This is a genomic window from Cellulomonas sp. PhB143 (assembly GCF_003752595.1).
In the GTDB taxonomy this organism is placed as follows: Bacteria; Actinomycetota; Actinomycetes; order Actinomycetales; family Cellulomonadaceae; genus Paraoerskovia.
Genome location: NZ_RKIJ01000011.1, coordinates 255026 through 271663, shown reverse-complemented (window position 1 = coordinate 271663; position 16638 = coordinate 255026). Strand labels below are relative to the sequence as shown.

General features: G+C 73.8%; 18 protein-coding genes. 7 read left to right on the top strand and 11 right to left on the bottom strand.

The features are described from left to right. Positions 1-41 precede the first annotated feature (41 nt). Entirely contained in the window at positions 42-470 is a 429-nt protein-coding gene (locus EDF32_RS07505) for a PLD nuclease N-terminal domain-containing protein (protein WP_123307902.1), read from the top strand. Positions 471-498: 28 nt separating this feature from the next. On the opposite strand, the gene ccsB is transcribed toward EDF32_RS07505, so the two are convergent. The 6 genes from ccsB to EDF32_RS07475 form a co-directional block, all read right to left on the bottom strand. Then, on the bottom strand, positions 499-1578 hold the full coding sequence (gene ccsB, locus EDF32_RS07500; RefSeq protein ID WP_123307901.1) for a c-type cytochrome biogenesis protein CcsB: 1080 nt from the start codon (positions 1576-1578) through the stop codon (positions 499-501). After that, on the bottom strand, positions 1575-3323 hold the full coding sequence (locus EDF32_RS07495; protein WP_123307900.1) for a cytochrome c biogenesis protein ResB: 1749 nt from the start codon (positions 3321-3323) through the stop codon (positions 1575-1577). Before EDF32_RS07495 ends, ccsB begins: the two co-directional genes overlap by 4 nt. Further along, positions 3323-4114, bottom strand: coding sequence for a cytochrome c biogenesis CcdA family protein (locus EDF32_RS07490; RefSeq protein ID WP_123307899.1), 792 nt, complete (start codon positions 4112-4114; stop codon positions 3323-3325). Before EDF32_RS07490 ends, EDF32_RS07495 begins: the two co-directional genes overlap by 1 nt. Positions 4115-4116: 2 nt before the next feature. Then, positions 4117-4746 (bottom strand): TlpA disulfide reductase family protein, encoded by a 630-nt coding sequence (locus EDF32_RS07485; RefSeq protein ID WP_123307898.1) that lies wholly within the window; start codon positions 4744-4746, stop codon positions 4117-4119. Between the two features lie 75 nt (positions 4747-4821). After that, entirely contained in the window at positions 4822-5472 is a 651-nt protein-coding gene (locus EDF32_RS07480) for a histidine phosphatase family protein (protein ID WP_123307897.1), read from the bottom strand. Between the two features lie 63 nt (positions 5473-5535). After that, positions 5536-6000: a MarR family winged helix-turn-helix transcriptional regulator gene (locus tag EDF32_RS07475; protein WP_123307896.1), complete on the bottom strand. Its 465-nt coding sequence runs from the start codon at positions 5998-6000 to the stop codon at positions 5536-5538. Positions 6001-6135: 135 nt separating this feature from the next. Between EDF32_RS07475 and EDF32_RS07470 the strand changes: the two genes are divergently transcribed. Next, a complete protein-coding gene (locus EDF32_RS07470; protein ID WP_123307895.1) occupies positions 6136-6687 on the top strand; it encodes a YceI family protein in 552 nt (183 codons plus the stop codon). An 89-nt stretch (positions 6688-6776) separates the two neighbouring features. Here the strand turns inward: EDF32_RS07470 and EDF32_RS07465 are convergent, their stop codons facing one another. Together EDF32_RS07465 and EDF32_RS07460 are read right to left on the bottom strand one after the other, a co-directional pair. Next, positions 6777-7460, bottom strand: coding sequence for a redox-sensing transcriptional repressor Rex (locus tag EDF32_RS07465; RefSeq protein WP_123307894.1), 684 nt, complete (start codon positions 7458-7460; stop codon positions 6777-6779). Positions 7461-7497: 37 nt separating this feature from the next. Beyond that, complete coding sequence (locus EDF32_RS07460) at positions 7498-7773, bottom strand: glutaredoxin family protein (RefSeq protein WP_233565783.1); 276 nt, start codon at positions 7771-7773, stop codon at positions 7498-7500. Positions 7774-7812: 39 nt separating this feature from the next. On the opposite strand from EDF32_RS07460, the gene EDF32_RS07455 reads away from it, so the two are divergent. Next, positions 7813-8628 (top strand): HAD family phosphatase, encoded by an 816-nt coding sequence (locus tag EDF32_RS07455; protein WP_123307893.1) that lies wholly within the window; start codon positions 7813-7815, stop codon positions 8626-8628. Between the two features lie 73 nt (positions 8629-8701). On the opposite strand, the gene EDF32_RS07450 is transcribed toward EDF32_RS07455, so the two are convergent. Together EDF32_RS07450 and EDF32_RS07445 are read right to left on the bottom strand one after the other, a co-directional pair. Then, positions 8702-8800: a 30S ribosomal protein bS22 gene (locus EDF32_RS07450; RefSeq protein WP_003792170.1), complete on the bottom strand. Its 99-nt coding sequence runs from the start codon at positions 8798-8800 to the stop codon at positions 8702-8704. Positions 8801-8932: 132 nt separating this feature from the next. After that, entirely contained in the window at positions 8933-10147 is a 1215-nt protein-coding gene (locus tag EDF32_RS07445) for an acetoin utilization protein AcuC (protein WP_123307892.1), read from the bottom strand. 95 nt (positions 10148-10242) lie between these two features. Here EDF32_RS07445 and EDF32_RS07440 point away from each other — a divergent pair, with 95 nt between their 5' ends. The 3 genes from EDF32_RS07440 (at position 10243) to EDF32_RS07430 (ending at position 14016) form a co-directional block, all read left to right on the top strand. Next, a complete protein-coding gene (locus EDF32_RS07440; protein ID WP_123307891.1) occupies positions 10243-11619 on the top strand; it encodes a TrkH family potassium uptake protein in 1377 nt (458 codons plus the stop codon). Positions 11620-11682: 63 nt separating this feature from the next. Beyond that, positions 11683-12354 (top strand): TrkA family potassium uptake protein, encoded by a 672-nt coding sequence (locus EDF32_RS07435; protein WP_123307890.1) that lies wholly within the window; start codon positions 11683-11685, stop codon positions 12352-12354. 105 nt (positions 12355-12459) lie between these two features. Further along, complete coding sequence (locus EDF32_RS07430) at positions 12460-14016, top strand: Na+/H+ antiporter (protein ID WP_123307889.1); 1557 nt, start codon at positions 12460-12462, stop codon at positions 14014-14016. Between the two features lie 124 nt (positions 14017-14140). Here the strand turns inward: EDF32_RS07430 and EDF32_RS07425 are convergent, their stop codons facing one another. Then, on the bottom strand, positions 14141-14728 hold the full coding sequence (locus EDF32_RS07425; RefSeq protein ID WP_123307888.1) for a TetR/AcrR family transcriptional regulator: 588 nt from the start codon (positions 14726-14728) through the stop codon (positions 14141-14143). Between the two features lie 95 nt (positions 14729-14823). On the opposite strand from EDF32_RS07425, the gene EDF32_RS07420 reads away from it, so the two are divergent. After that, positions 14824-16572: a CocE/NonD family hydrolase gene (locus EDF32_RS07420; RefSeq protein ID WP_123307887.1), complete on the top strand. Its 1749-nt coding sequence runs from the start codon at positions 14824-14826 to the stop codon at positions 16570-16572. Positions 16573-16638 lie beyond the last annotated feature (66 nt).

The window sequence follows — 16638 nt, the reverse complement described above, 5'->3', positions numbered from 1 at the left end:
GCGGAGGAACCACCGAGCCCCCGGGCGCATATCCTGGAAGGATGCTCCGCGTGCTGTTCGTCCTCGTCCTGGTCGGCCTCGCCGTCTACGCCCTCGCAGACTGCGCCGACAGCGACGAGCAGCAGCGCGGCGGGATCCCCAAGGGGTTGTGGTACGTGCTCATCGTCGTGCTGCCGCTGTTCGGCCCGCTCGCGTGGATCGTCTCCCGGCGCAGCCGGTCGGCCCGCGTCGCCGGGCCCGGATACCCGGCGTCGGGCACCCCGGGCACGCGTCCCGGCGGCCGTCGGCCCCGACGCGGCGGGCGCCCGGTCGCGCCGGACGACGACCCGGACTTCCTCTGGAAGCTGGACCAGGAGCGCCGGCGCCGCGCGCAGGGCGGCGACGAGGCGTCGGGCACGCCCGGCCCCGAGGGACCGGCCGACCCGGGCGACGACGACGCCCCGCAGGACCCCGGCGCCGAGCCCCGCTGACGGGCCGGCGCCCGGGCGAAGGGCCCGCTCAGTTGTCCTGCGGGAGCCCCGCGTACGAGTGCAGACCGTTGAAGATCAGGTTGACGCCCGTGAAGTTGAACAGCACGCACGCGTACCCGACGATCACGAAGTAGGCGGCCCGGCGGCCGGACCAGCCGCGCGTCGTGCGCGCGTGCAGGTAGGCGGCGAAGACGACCCAGACGACGAAGCTCCAGACCTCCTTGGGGTCCCAGCCCCAGTAGCGGCCCCACGCGTGCTCGGCCCAGATGGCGCCGCCGATCACCGTGAACGTCCAGAGCACGAACGCGACGGCGTTGAGCCGGAAGCTGAGCACCTCGAGCTGCGTCGCCCCCGGCGTCGTGTCGAGCCACGCCCACCCGCGCCGGTTCAGCACGGCCGAGCCGTTGTCCCGCGAGTCGCGCAGGAGCTGGAGCACGGACGTGACGAAGGCGACCGTGAAGATGCCGGTCGCGGTGAGGGCGACACCGACGTGGATCACGAGCCAGTACGACTGCAGCGCCGGCTGCACGCCCTCGGCCACGACGTAGAGGCGCACCTGGGCGAAGACGAGGAACAGCGTCGCGAGCCCGGTGACGAAGACGCCGAGGAACCGGACGTCGCGCCGCAGGTTCACGCCGAGGAAGACGCTGAGCGCGACGAACGAGCCGACGAGCGTGAACTCGTACATGTTCGCCCATGGCGCGCGCCCGGCCTCGATGCCGCGCACGACGATCGCCACCAGCAGGAAGGCCCACGCGAGCGTGGTCGTGGCCATCGCGATGCCGGCGGCGCGTGAGCGCCGGCGCCCGCCGTCGGGCGCCGCGGGCAGCCCCGGCCCGTCCGACCTGGCCGGCGCGGCGGGCGCCTTCGCGCGCACGGCCACGGAACCCCCGCCGGCCCCCGCGGCGAGCGCGGCGTCGGAGGTCTTCGCACCGGCGGGCACGGGTGCGCCCTTCTGCGTGGCATCAAGGGTGGCGGCCCGGGCGGCGTCGCGCGCCTCGACCACGCGACCCGAGAGGGCCGCGAGATCCCACGCGAACGAGACGAGCGCGATAGCGAGCGCTGTCGCGGCACCCCAGACGAGCATCGTGCTCAGGTCAGACGTCATCGGTCGCTCTCTCCTCGTTCCTGCTCTGCGGGTGGTGCGGGCTCCTCGGGGGCACCCGGCGGGTCGGACGCTCCGGGGAGCGCCGCGACGAGCGAGTCGACCTCGTTCTGCAGGCCGGCGTCGTCGTGCCGCGCGAGCCCGGCGACCGTGATCACGGTACGCCCGTCGGGTCCGGCCCCGCCCGTCACGCGCAGCCAGACGCGGCGGCGCGGGACGAACAGCGACAGGATGAGCCCGCCGAGTGCCGTGAGCGCGAAGGTCAGCACCCACACCAGCGACGGGTCGTAGCGCAGGTCCAGGCCCACGTACCGCGGGAGGGAGTCGAACGTCATCGTCCCCTTCCCGTCGGGGAGCTTGACGGTCTGGCCCGGCTGGAGGATCAGCGAGACGCGCTTGCCGTCCTTGTCCGTCGCCGCGGTCATCTTGTCGGTGTCGAGCCGGTAGACGTTCTGCGGGACGCCGTCGTCCAGGCCCAGGTCCCCGGAGTACACGTCGAGCACGAGCCGCGGGTTGTACGGCTGCGGGTAGAGCGAGAGCGCGCCGGCGTCGCTGATCTCCGCCGTCGGCAGGAGGAACCCCACGAACCCGAGCTGGTCGAGCCCCGGCGAGACGTCCGGGACCTTGATCACCCCGCGGGAGGTGTAGACGTTGTCCTGCGGCACGAACGGCACCGGTCCGGAGAACGCGACCTGGCCGTCGGCGTCGCGCACCGTGACCGACGGCGCGAAGCCGTTGCCCTGCAGGTACACCTTCGCCCCGCCCTCGGTGAGGGGGTGGTTGACCTTGATCTGCTCCTTCACCGGGTCCTCGCCGGGCTCGGTGACGGTCACGTGCGCCGTGAAGTCGCGCGGCTGGGCCTCCGCGGTGAACTTCGCGTCGAAGGAGTCCAGGCGCATGGTGAACGGCACGAGCGTGCTGGGGCGGAAGAGCTTGCCGTTCTCGAACGAGTCGTAGTCGACGACGGCGTTCGCGAAACCGCGCCCCTCCGTGAGGATCGCCTGACCGCGGTAGTGCAGGAGCTGCCCGGTCGCCACGGACACGAGCAGGCCCACCAGGGCGAGGTGGAAGACGAGGTTGCCCGTCTCGCGCAGGTAGCCGCGCTCGGCGGCGACCGTGCGCACTGGCGCTTCGGGCGTGCCCGACGGCGCCTCGGCGACCACCCGGAACCTCGGCAGCCAGCGCAGCCGCCCGCGCAGGTGCCCGACGGCGGCGCCCACCACCTCGTCGACGCCCGCGTCGGTCGTGGCCTCGGCCCGCGCGGGGAAGCGGTCGAACCGCCGCGGGGTGCGCGGCGGCCGGGCCCGCAGCTGCTTCAGGTGCGCGCCGGTGCGCGGCAGGATGCACCCGACGAGCGAGACGAACAGCAGGATGTAGATCGCCGAGAACCAGACCGAGGAGTACACCTCAAAGAACCCGAGCCGGTCGAGCCACGGCCCGAGGGTCGCGTGGTCGTCGAGGTAGCGCTGCACGGCGCCCGCGTCGAGCCGCCGCTGCGGCAGCACCGAGCCCGGCACGGCGGCCGCCGCGAGGAGCATGAGCAGCATGAGCGCGACGCGCATGCTCGTCAGCTGGCGCCACGTCCAGCGCAGGGTGCCGCGCACGCCGAGCGCGGGCAGCGCCGGGCCGCTCTTCGGCGCGGCGGGCGGGGTGTCGCTCGCGCCCGCGCCGCGACCCTCGGTGAAGACGTCGTCGACGCCCTCGGGGCGATAGCCCCTGGACTCCGTCGTGTCGTCGGTCCTGGCCATCAGATCACCGGCTCGAATCCGCCGACCCAGCCGGCCATCTGGGCGCTCCAGGACTGCCACACGCCGGTGACGAGCAGCAGGCCGAGCACCACGAGGAGGGCGCCGCCGGTGCGCATGATCGCGACCCGGTGCCGGCGCATGAACGCGACCATCCGCTGCGAGGACTCGAGCCCGAGCGCGATGGCGAGGAAGGGCAGCCCGAGGCCGAGGCTGTACGCGAGCCCGAGGACCGCCCCCCGGCCCACCGACCCGCCGTCGAGCGAGAGGGCCATGACGGCCGCGAGCGTCGGGCCGATGCACGGCGCCCAGCCGAGGCCGAAGACGAAGCCCAGCACGGGCGCGCCCCACAGGCCCGCGCGCGGCGCGACGTGGAACCGGCGCTCACGCTGCAGGAACCCGAAGGCGCCCATGAACACCAGTCCCATGACCAGCACGACGACGCCGAGCACCCGCAGGATCGCATCCTGGTGGGCGAGGAGCCGGGAGCCGGCAGCGCCCGCCACCACGGTCAGCGCGACGAAGACGACGGCGAACCCGGCGACGAACAGCGCGACGCCGCCCACGACGCGCCGCCGCGACGCGCGCGAGGGGGCTGGTGCGCCCGCGCCGGGGGCGCCGGCGGTCGCGGGGACCGCGCTGGCGCCCGCCATGCCGCCGACGTACCCGAGGTAGCCGGGCACCAGCGGCAGCACGCACGGCGAGGCGAAGGAGACGAGGCCGGCGAGCAGCGCCACGGGCACCGCGAGGAGGAGGCTGCCGGAGTACGCGGTCGCCGCGAGGTCGCCGCCCACGATCAGGAGTCCTCGGCGAGGACGTCGTCGACCAGCGAGTCGAGCGTGGACGCCTCGGCCTCACCGATCACGCGCGCGGCGACGCGACCGTCCTGGTCGAGGACGACGCTCGTCGGCACGGCCTGCAGCGGGACGGTGCCCTGCAGGGTCGCGACGGCGCTGCCGTCGGTGTCCGCGATCGAGGGGTAGGGCACGGCGAAGGTGCGCTCGAAGGCCTGGGCCGCCCCGGCGTCGTCCACCCCGTTGATGCCGATGACCTGGACGTCGTCGCCGCGGTCCTTCGCGAGCGCGACGAGCGTCGGCGCCTCGGCGCGGCAGGGTGCGCAGCTCGCGTACCAGGTGTTGAGGACCACGACCTGCCCGCGGTGGTCCGCGACGTCGACCGGGTCGCCGTCGAAGTCCGTGCCGGAGAGCTCGACCGGGTCCGAGCGGTCGTCGGGCTCCCAGGTGCGCACCGAGCCGTCACCGGAGACGTAGCCCTGCCCGACGACGTCGCTGCCGCCCCCGCCGGTCACGCCCGAGTCCTGGGTGCACCCGGCGAGCAGCAGCCCGGCGCCGAGGAGGCCGAGCACGGCCGCACCACGGGCACGCGAGGCACCGCGGCGCGCAGGGGTGCCGGCGGCTCGGGTCATGCGTGCAGGCTCTCCGACGTTCCTGGGCGCGTGCTGAGAAACCCGGGCCCCGCGGGGGTGCGTGTGACGCACCCCTCAGGCTCCCGCGGTCCGGGCCGCGCCGGGCAGCAGGTCGGCAGCCGGCTCGGTGTAGCTGAGGCCGACGAACCGGCCGTCCTCGAAGCGCAGCGAGGTCAGCGAGGCGAGCGAGCACTGGCGCCTGCGCGGGTCGTGCCACAGGCGCCGGCCCTCGATGCTCAGGCGCGTGACCCACACCGGGAGCTGGTGGCTGACGAGCAGGACCTCGCGCCCCTCGTGGGCGCGCCGCGCGTCCTTGACGGCGGCGGCCATGCGCGCGACCTGCGCGGTGTACGGCTCACCCCACGACGGGCGCAGCGGGTTCCACAGGTAGCGCCAGTGCTCGGGGTGGCGCAGGGAGCCGTCGCCGACGCCGAAGGTCATGCCCTCGAAGTGGTTGCCCGCCTCGATCAGCCGCTCGTCCGTGCCGAGCTCGGCCCCGAGCGCCTCCGCGACCGGCGTCGCGGTCTCCTGCGCGCGCTGCAGGGGCGAGGCGACCACCGCGGCGACGTCGAACCCGTTCGCCGGGTCGGCGACGTGCTCGGCGACGCGCTGCGCCATGGCGCGACCGCGCTCGGAGAGGTGGTAGCCGGGGATGCGCCCGTAGAGGATGCCGTCCGGGTTGTGCACCTCGCCGTGGCGCATGAGGTGGACCGTCGTGGTGACCATGCCACCAGTGTCCCAAACACTCGGGGCGGCCGGGGACGTTCGACGGACGCCTGCGCAGACCGCTCAGCAGACCCCGTCCTCGCGGCACCGGGCGGTGACCGCGTCCATGGCCTCGCCCAGCGTCCGCAGCTGGTCCGGGGTGAGCACGTCGACGAGGTAGCGGCGCACGGCGGCGACGTGGGCCGGCGCCTCGGCGACCAGCGTGCGCCGGCCCTCCTCCGTCAGCGTGCACAGGACACCGCGCCGGTCGCCGGGGACCGGCCCGCGCCGCACGAGCCCGCGGTCCTCCATGCGCCGCACCGTGTGGGTGGTGCGGCTGCGCGAGTGCGCCAGCCCGTCCGCGAGCGAGGACATGCGCACCGACTCCGTGGGCGACTCGGAGAGGCGGACGAGCACCTCGTACTCCTCCAGGGAGACGCTCAGGTGCGCGTCGTGCTCGCGGCCGATCGCGTCGTGCAGCCGGGCCCGGCCCTCCAGGTAGCGCCGCCACGCGAGCTGCTGGTCGGCGTCGAGCCAGACCGTGCTCATGGGTGCCTCCGCCCGTCGCTGCCGTGCGCTCCGTTCTACCAGGCGCCCGCGGGCCCCGCCCGGGAACAGATCGGGGTTGCGTCGCGTTGCCCCGGCGTCCATAGTTGAACCTTCAACGACTCAGAGGAGACCACCATGACCACGACGCTCCCCGGCGACCTGACGGCCGGCACCTACACGATCGACCCCACCCACTCCCTCGCGACCTTCAGCGTCCGCCACGCGGGCATCTCCAAGGTCCGCGGCACGCTGGCGATCACCTCGGGCACCATCGCCGTCGGCGAGACCGTCGAGACCTCGACCGTCACCGCCGAGCTCGACGCCGCCTCGGTGAACACCGGCGACACCAACCGCGACGAGCACCTGCGCGGCGCCGACTTCTGGGACGCGGCCAACAAGCCGACCTGGACCTTCACCTCCACCGCCGTGACGGCCGACGGCGCCGACTTCGCGATCGCGGGCGACCTCACCGTCAACGGCGTCACCCGCCCCGTGACCCTCGCGACCGAGTTCACCGGCACCGCGACGGACCCCTTCGGCAACCCCCGCGCCGGGTTCGAGGCCAGCACCACCATCTCGCGCAAGGACTTCGACCTCACCTGGAACGCGGCCCTCGAGGCCGGCGGCGTCCTGGTGGGCGACAAGATCACCATCGCGCTCGACCTGTCGGCCATCAAGCAGGCCTGACGCCCCGCCCCGTCAGGGGCCCACGAACCGGACGCCGGCGACACCCCCTGGTCGCCGGCGTCCGTCGTGCCCGGGGCGGCGGCGCGACGTCAGATCGCCGGCGCGACCGTCCCGGCCGCCGGCAGCCCCGCGCGCGCCTGGGCGTGGAAGGCGAGGATCTGCAGCTCGCTCGCGACGTCGATGCCGCGCACGTCCACGTGCTCGGGGACCTGCAGCGTGAGCGGGGCGAAGCTGAGGATCCCCGTGACCCCGGCGGCGACCACGGCGTCCGCGGCCGCCTGCGCCGCGTCCCGCGGCACGGCCAGGATCGCCATCGACACGGACTCGCCCGCGACGACGCCGGCCAGCTCCGCGACGTCGCGCACGACGTCGCCCGCGACCGTCGTCCCGATCACCGTGGGCGAGGTGTCGAACAGGCCGACCACCTCGAAGCCCCGCCGCGTGTACCCGGTGTAGTTCGCGAGCGCGTGGCCGAGGTCGCCGATCCCGACGATGACGACGCGGTGCACGCTCTCGATCCCCAGCGTCGCCGTGATGAACCCGATGAGCGCCTCGACGTCGTACCCGACCCCGCGCGTGCCGAACGACCCGAGGAACGACAGGTCCTTGCGCAGCTGGGCGGACCCCACGCCGGCGAGCCCGGCGAGCTCGGCCGACGACGTCGTCGGGACCCCGCGCTCGAGGAGGCCGTGCAGCGCCCGCAGGTACCGCGGCAGGCGGCCCACCGTGGCGGGCGGGACGTCCGGCCCGGTCGTCGCGTCGTCGCGGTCCACGTCGTGCTCCTGCCTCGCTCGTGCGGAAGTTCACATGCTAGCGCGTCGCTGCTCCTCGCGGCCGCGCCAGCGCGCGGGCGAGCCGCCCCTGGTCGACCGTCCAGAAGGCGTGCTGCACGCCGTCGACCACCGCGACCGGCAGGTGCTCCCCGTGCTCGGCGCGCAGCGCCGGGTCGGCGGCCGCGTCGACGTCCACCTCGGCCCACCGCTCCCCCGCGTCGGCGCACACGCGCCCGACGACGGTGCGCGCGTCCTCGCACAGGTGGCACCCCGGGCGGGTGTAGAGGATCACGCGAGGGACGGCGTCGGGCACGCGGACCAGCGTAGCCCGCGACCCCCTACGCTGGGTCCCATGACCGACGTCCCCGGGCCCGCCGCCGCCCCGGGCCCGGTGACCGCGGCCTTCTTCGACGTCGACAACACGATCATCCGCGGCGCCTCGGCCTTCCACCTCGCCAAGGCGCTCTACCGCCGCGAGTTCTTCGGGCTGCGCCAGCTCGCCGTGATGGCCGTGCACCAGGCCCGCTACCTCGCCGTGGGGGAACGCGCCACGCAGATCGCCCGCGTGCGCGAGCGCGCCCTGTCCATCGTCGCCGGGCACACCGTGGCCGAGGTCGTGGCGGTCGGCGAGGAGGTCTACGACCAGGTCCTCGAGCTGCGCATCTTCCCCGGCACCAAGCGGCTGCTCGACGAGCACCTCGCGGCCGGGCACGAGGTCTGGCTGGTCTCGGCCACGCCGCTGGAGATCGGCGAGCTCCTCGCCCGGCGGCTCGGGGCGACGGGGGCGCTGGGCACCGTCGCCGAGCACGACCACGGCGTCTACACCGGGCGCCTCGTCGGCCCCATGATGCACGGCCGGGCGAAGGCCGAGGGCGTCGCCCGGCTGGCGCAGGAGCGCGGCATCGACCTCGCCGGCTCCTACGCGTACGGCGACTCGCTCAACGACGTGACGATGATGCAGGCGGTCGGCAACCCCTGCGTGATCAACCCCGACGCCCGCCTGCGCCGGCACGCCGCGCGGATCGGCTGGCCCGTGCGGGAGTTCCGCGGGCGCCGCAACCGGGCCGCCCGCCGGGGCGCGACGACCCTGAGCTGGGCCGGCGCCGCGTGGGCGGCGGGCATGGTGCTGCGCTCCGTGCGGCGCTCGCTGCGCGGCCGGCGAGCCTGAGCCCTCACGCGCGTGGCCCGCACATGCGTCGAGCCCGGTCCCCAGGGGGGCCGGGCTCGTTCCGCAGGTGCCGCTACTTCTTGTTGCGGCGCTGGTGGCGCGTCTTGCGGAGCAGCTTGCGGTGCTTCTTCTTCGCCATGCGCTTGCGGCGCTTCTTGATGACGGAGCCCATGGGTTCCTCGCAATACTCGTCGGGAGTCGGTCGACTCGAGTCGTGATGACCGGGTCATGGATCCCGGTCGGGGACCCGACCGTGAGAAGTCCGTCGACATCCTACCCGCTGCACCGCCGGGCGGTGAAACCGCTAGTGGTGGGGGTCCAGCCCCAGCAGCGGGAACGCCGCGCTCCGGGTCGCCTGGACGGCCCGGTCGAGCTCGACGCCCGGGTCGTACCCGGCCGACCACGGCGCGAACTCGACGTCGGGCCAGTCCATCGTCGTCGGCAGGACGTCCTCGGTCATCTCCTGCGCCCGCGCCCGCCACGCGGGCGGGACCGGGGTGCCCGGGGCGAACGGCCGGTGGGCGGCCTCCGCCAGGACGCCCGTCCAGGCGAACGGCACCACCCGCACGACGGCGTAGCCCCCGCCGCCGAGCGCGACCCACCGCCCGCCGCAGAGCTCGTGGGCGAGCTCGTGCACCCAGACCGCCGCGGTGCGCTGCGCCGCGACCGACGTGCGCAGGTCGGACAACGGGTCGAAGCGGTGCGAGTCGCAGCCGTGCTGGCTGACGATCACCTCCGGGGCGAACGCGCGCAGGGCGTGCGGCAGCACGGCGTCGATCGCGCGCAGCCACCCGGCGGCGTCCGTCCGCGGCGGCAGGGCGAGGTTGACCGCCGAGCCGGGCGCGCCGGGGCCGCCCGTGTCCGTCGCGAAGCCCGTGCCGGGGAAGAGCGTCATCGGGTTCTGGTGCACCGAGAAGGTCAGCACCCGCGGGTCGTCGCGGAACGCGAGCTCGACGCCGTCGCCGTGGTGCGCGTCGAGGTCGACGTAGGCGACCCGCTGCGCGCCGTCGTCCAGCAGCCGGCGCACCGCCCCCGCCGCGTCGTTGTAGACGCAGAACCCGGCCGCGGCACCGGGCATCGCGTGGTGCATCCCCCCGGCGACGTTGATGGCGTGGGTCGCCGCGCCCGACCAGACCGCCGCGGCCGCGTCGCAGGACGCGCCGTAGATCCGCGCCGAGGCCTCGTGCATCGCGGGGAACACCGGGTCGTCCTGCGTCCCGAGGCCGAGGCTCTCGTCGGGGACCGCGCCCGCGGAGACCGCGCGCACCGCCGCGATGTAGGCGGGCTCGTGGATCCGCGCGATCGTCTCGTCCGAGGCGATGACGGGCTCGACCACCGTCACCCCCTCGGACGGCGCGAGGCCCAGCTCGCGGACCAGGGCGATCGTCAGGTCGAGCCGCACGGGGGACATCGGGTGCTCGATGCCGAAGTCGTAGTCCAGGAAGTCGTAGGTCCACAGGAGGCGGACCGTCTCCGGCGGCGGAGGCACGTCCGGCACGGACGGGGCGGCGTCGGGCATGGTTCACGGTACCGCCGATCCGTGCCCGGGACCGGTGATCGTGGCAGAGTTGCGGCGAGCGAGCGACCGCCCGTGCACCGCGACCCGGAGGACCGATGGCCCACAGCGTCACGACCCGCGTCTTCGCGGGTCGCGAGCTCATCGACCGCCTCGCGCGGCAGGCGCCGGCGCGGCTCGCCGTGACGGTCTTCGCCGGGGTCATCGTCGTGTTCACGCTGCTCCTCGCGACGCCGTGGGCGACGGCGTCGGGGCGGCACGCGCCCTTCGTCGACGCCCTGTTCACCGCCACGTCCGCGGTGTGCGTGACCGGGCTCGTCACCGTCCCGACCGGCACCTACTGGTCGGAGTTCGGGCAGGTCGTCATCCTGCTCGGCATCAAGATCGGTGGCCTCGGCGTGATGACGCTCGCCTCGATCCTCGGGATGGCGGTCTCCCGCCGCATCGGCCTCACGCAGCGGCTGCTCACCGCCGCGGAGACGAAGACGACCCGCCTCGGCGAGGTCGGCTCGCTCGTGCGGGTCGTCATCGTCACCTCGACGGCCCTCGAGCTGTCGATCGCCGTCCTGCTCTTCCCGCGGTTCCTCGTCCTCGAGGACAGCCCCGGGCGGGCGGCCTGGCACGCCCTGTTCTACGGCGTCTCCGCCTTCAACAACGCCGGATTCATCCCGACGGCGGAGGGGCTCGCCCCGCACACGAGCGACTGGCTCCTGCTGGTGCCCATCCTGGTCGGGGTGTTCATCGGCTCGCTCGGGTTCCCGGTGATCCTCAACGTCCTGCGCTCCCGCCGCGGGCGGCACCGCTGGAGCCTGCACACGCGGCTGACGCTCACCACGAGCGCCGCCCTCGTCGTCGTCGCCACCGTCCTGTTCGCCGCCTTCGAGTGGACCAACCCCGGGACGCTCGGCCCGCTCGACTGGCCGACCAAGCTGCTGACCTCCCTGTTCGCCGGGGTGATGCCGCGCTCGGGCGGGTTCTCCACCGTCGACGTCGGCAACATGAACGAGTCGAGCTGGCTGATCACCGACGCCCTGATGTTCGTCGGCGGCGGCTCGGCCTCGACCGCGGGCGGCATCAAGGTGACGACCCTGGCCGTCATGCTGATCGCGATCGTCGCCGAGGCCCGCGGCGACCGCGACATGGACGCCTTCGGGCGGCGCATCCCCCGCGACACCCTGCGGCTCGCGATCGCGGTGACGTTCATCGGGGCGTCGGCCGTGCTGATCGCCTCGATCCTGCTGCTCGAGATCACCGGGTGGACGCTCGACGTCGTCCTCTTCGAGGTGATCTCCGCGTTCGGGACGGTCGGGCTGTCCACCGGCGTGACCGGGACCCTGCCGATCGCGGGCAAGTACGTGCTGGTCGCGCTCATGTTCGTCGGACGCACCGGCACGATGACGTTCGCCGCGGCCCTCGCGCTGCGCGACCGCCGCCGCATCGTGCGCATGCCCGAGGAACGCCCGATCATCGGCTGACGGCCACACCGCGCCCCGCCCCCGCCCAGACCACCGACGTCCCGCCCACGAAAGGCCCTCCCCGTGCCCGACAAGAAGGCTCCGGCCAAGAGCTCCGGCGTGCTCGTGATCGGCCTCGGCCGGTTCGGCACCGCCCTGACCTCCACGCTCGAGCGCCTCGGCCAGGACGTGCTCGCCGTCGAGCGCGACCCCGACCTGGTGGCGCAGCACTCGGGACAGTTCCCGCTCGTCGAGGCGGACGCGACCAACCCGACGGCGCTCGAGCAGCTCGGCGCGAACGACTTCCCCGTCGCCGTCGTCGGCGTCGGGACGTCGCTCGAGGCCTCCGTCCTGATCACCGGCAACCTCGTCGACCTCGGCACCCCCCAGATCTGGGCCAAGGCCGTCTCCGCCGAGCACGGGCGCATCCTGCAGCGCATCGGCGCCCACCACGTCGTCTTCCCGGAGGCCGACGCCGGGAACCGGGTGGCGCACCTCGTCTCCGGCAAGCTGCTCGACTACATCGAGGTCGAGGACGGGTTCACCATCGTCAAGATGCGCCCGCCGCGCGAGCTCGAGGGGTTCACGCTCGCCCAGTCCAAGATCCGCGAGCGCTACGGCGTGACGATCATGGGCGTGAAGTCGCCGGGCGAGGACTTCGTCTACGCCGTGCCGGAGACGCGGATCATGGCGAACGACCTGCTGGTCGTCTCCGGCCACGCCGACCTCCTGGAACGGTTCGCGGCGCGGCCGTAGCGCGCTCCGGCGGGCCGCACGGCAGACTGACCGCGGGGTCGCCGCGCCCTCCCGGGCACGGACGGCGAACGGAGCGGGTCGACGGGCCGGAGGTGGACGGGACCGATGGAGAGCGTGCTGCTGTGGGCGGCGCTGCTGGCGGGCGTCGTCGTGCTGACCCCGCTCGCGGACCGGCTGCGCGTGCCGCTGCCGGTGCTGCTGACGATCTTCGGCCTCGCGCTGCCGCTGCTCCCGTTCGTCCCGAACCTGCGCATCGACCCCGACCTGATCCTGCCGGTCGTCCTCCCGCCCCTGCTCTTCGCCGCGACCCAGCGCTCCACCGCCCACGAGTTCCGCTCGAACGCGCGCCCGATCCTCCTGCTCGCCGTCTTCCTCACCCTCGCCTCGGCGGGGCTCGTCGCCGTGCTCGCGCACGCGGCGGGCCTGCCGTGGGGCATGGCGTTCGTGCTCGGCGCCATCGTCGCCCCGCCGGACCCGGTGGCGGCGACCGCCGTCGCCCGGCGCCTGCGCCTGCCCGGCCGGGTCGTCACGGTCCTCGAGGGCGAGGGCATGTTCAACGACGCCACGGCGCTGGTGCTCTACAACGTGGCCGTGGCCGCCGTCGTCACCGGCGAGATTTCCGCGGGGCGCGTCGGCCTGGACCTCCTGCTGGGCGTGGTGGGCGGCGTCGTCGTCGGACTCGTGGCGGGATGGCTGGGCCACCGCGCGCTGGGGCACCTGCACGACCCGTTCCCCGAGACGCTCGTGACCCTGGCCCTGCCGTTCGCGGCCTACCTGATCGCCGAGGAGCTGCACGGCTCCGGCGTGCTCGCGGTCCTGACCCTCGGGCTGCTGCTGCGGTCCGTCAGCCACACGTCGGTCACCTCCGGGGGGTGGCTGCTCGGCCGGTCGGTGTGGGAGTTCCTCGACTACGTCATCACCGGCATCGTGTTCGTCCTCATCGGGTTCGAGCTCACCTACGTCATCGAGCACAGCCCCGTCGCCGGGTCGGCGCTGCCGCTCGCCCTCGGGGTCGTCGGCGCGCTGATCGTGCTGCGCCTCGTGTGGGTCTGGGTCTCGGTGCTGGTGGTGCGGCGCGTCACCGCACGCCGCGACCTGCCCGACACGTTCACGAACCGCGAGACCGCCGTCGTCTCCTGGGCCGGCATGCGGGGCGTCGTCAGCGTGGCCGCGGCGCTCGCGCTGCCCCTCGTGACCGACGACGGCGGCCTGGTCGCCGACCGGGACAAGGTCGTGTTCGTCGCGCTCGTGACGGTGCTCGCGACCCTCGTGCTCCAGGGGCTCACGCTCGCCCCGCTGGTGCAGCGGCTGCACGTGGGCAGCACCGTCGACGAGGCGCACGAGATCGCCGCGCTGCGCGAGCGGGCGTCGCGCGCCGCGCTGGACTCGGTCCGTGCGGACAGCACCTACCCGCAGGCGGTGCGCGACGCCGTCGCCCACCAGTACGAGGGCTACCTCTCGGCGCAGCAGGCGCTCGCCGACGCACGCTCCGCCGGCGGTGACGAGGACCTGGGCGTCAAGGTCGACGAGCTGCTGCGCCTCGCGAACGAGGTCGAGCGCACCCTCGTCATCCGCGAGCGCAACCACGGGCAGGTCAGCCCCGAGGTGGCGGACGAGGTGCTGCAGGACGTCGAGGCGCGGGCGGTGCGGGACCTCGACTGACCGCCACCCGCCCCGCACCGCCGGGCACCGCACCGCCGAGACGTCGAACTCGGCCCCTAGATTCGACGGATCAGGGGCCGAGTTCGACGTCTCGGCGGGCGGCCCCCCCGGCGGGGCGGTGCGCTCAGAGGCGCTCGAACGGCGCGACGATGCGGCACGCGAGCAGCCGGACGTCGACGTCGCGGTCGATGGTGATCCGCACCAGGTAGCCCTGGACGGCGGTCACCGCCGCGTCGGCGATCGCGTCCGCGGCGGCGTCCGGCGGCGTGACCTCTGCGCGCGCGGGCGCCTCGCACCAGGGCAGCACCGCCGTCCGCACCAGCGCGCGCAGGGCGAGGAGGCTGGTCCGCGCGATGTCCTCGAGCTCCGGGTCACGCGGCACCTCGGCCCAGATCTGCAGCAGCGGCTGGGCGCGGGCCTCGTCGCGGCTCGGCCGGAGCAGGTGCGCGAGGACGCTCGCGGGGGTGCGCTCGGCGGGCAGCTCCTCGCCGACGGCCTCGACCAGGTCGTCCAGCGCGCGCGAGGCGGCGAACCGGACGAGCTCGGCCTTGTTCGCGAAGTTCGAGTAGACGGAGCCGGCGGAGGAGCCTGCCTCGCTGATGATGTGCGCCATCGATGTGCCGCCGAAGCCTTCGCGGGCGAAGCAGCGCATCGCGGCGGCCGCGATGTCGTCCCGTCGTCGCTGGCGCGAGGCATCCGTCAGTCGGGGCATGGCACGAGCGTATCCATCGCCCGACCTCTCGACAAACAGAATGTGTGTTCTGTATAGTGAAGGCACCGGATCGACGAGAGAAGAAGGAGATCACGATGAGCGCGAACCAGAAGATCTACATGCCGTCGACGCCGATGACGCCGGAGACCGGCCGGTACGGCATCCTCACCGGGTTCGACCCCGGGACCCGGACGCTCGAGGCGGGCTTCCGGATCGCCCCGCAGTTCGCGCCGCTGACCACCGACGTCGTGCTCGACAAGGACGTCCCCGTGACCCTGCGCGACGGCGTGACGATCCACGTCGACGTCTTCCGTCCCGTCGGCTCCGAGCCGGTGCCCGTCATCATGGCCTGGAGCCCCTACGGCAAGGGCCAGGGCACCTCGCCCAGCGTGATGGGCGTGTTCGGCCTCGTCGGGCTGGACAACTCGATCGTGTCCGGGCTGGAGAAGTTCGAGGGCCCCGACCCCGCCTACTGGTGCGCGCGCGGCTACGCGATCTGCAACCCCGACATCCGCGGCGTGGTCGACTCCGAGGGCGACAGCGTCCTGTGGGACCGCCAGGAGGGCCGCGACGCCTACGACCTGATCGAGTGGCTGGGCGTCCAGGACTGGAGCAACGGCAAGGTCGCCATGAGCGGCACCTCCTACCTCGCCGTCTCGCAGTGGTTCACGGCCGCCGAGCAGCCGCCGCACCTCGCGGCGATCAACCCCTGGGAGGGCGTCAGCGACGTCTACCGCGACCTCGTGCTGCGCGGTGGGATGCCCGACCACGGCTTCGCGCGCCAGCTGCGCGACTTCAGCTTCTGGGGCAAGGGCCGCAAGGAGGACATCATCGCGGAGGCCGACGAGCACCCCCTGGCGGACGAGCTGTGGGCCGAGAAGGTCCCGGCGTTCGACAAGATCACGGTGCCCGCCTACGTGGTGGCCAGCTACTCCAACACCCTGCACACCGCGGGGACGTTCCGCGCCTGGCGGCGGATGGCCTCGCCGGACAGGTGGCTGCGCATCCACAACAGCCAGGAGTGGCCCGACTACTACGACGAGACCAACCGCGAGGACCTGCGCCGGTTCTTCGACCACTACCTCCGCGGCGAGGACAACGGCTGGGAGAGCACGCCGCGCGTGCGCTACTCCGTCCTCGACCTCCAGGGAGCCGACCGGGTGGACGTGCCCGCCGGCCAGTTCCCGCCGGCCGACGTCGCCCCGACCCGGTTCTACCTCGACGGGAACACCCGGGGACTGTCCACCACGGCTCCCACGACCGAGGCGACCGCGGGCTACGCCGTCGGGTCCACCCCGGACGACGTCTCGTTCGTCACCCGGTTCGAGGAGGAGACCGTCCTGGTCGGCTACCCGAAGGCGCGCCTGTGGGTCGAGGCGAAGGGGTCCGACGACATGGACCTGTTCGTCCTGGTCCAGAAGCTCGACCGCTTCGGCACGCCGCTGCAGCAGTTCACCGTGCCCAACCAGAACGCCCGCGTCCACGACGTCACCGACCGCGGCGGCTCGATCCTGCGGTACAAGGGCTCCGACGGGCGCCTGCGCGTCTCGCTGCGCCTCCTCGACGAGGCGCTGTCCACCGACGACGTCCCCGCGCACACGTTCGACCGTCCCGAGAAGCTCTCCGCCGGCGAGGTCGTGGACGTCGAGATCGACCTGCTCCCCGTCGGGCTCGCGTTCCACCCGGGCGAGCAGCTGCGCCTGATCGTCAGCGCCAGCCCGATCCTGGGCACGATGATGCCCGCGATCCGCGAGTACACGTCCGCCGTCAACCACGGACAGCACGTCATCCACACCGGTGGCGAGCACGCCTCCTACCTGCAGCTCCCCGTCCAGGCGGGCTGACCCGCACCGTCGCCCACCGCCCCGCCGGGCACCGCACCGTCGCCCACCGCACCGCCGAGATGTCGA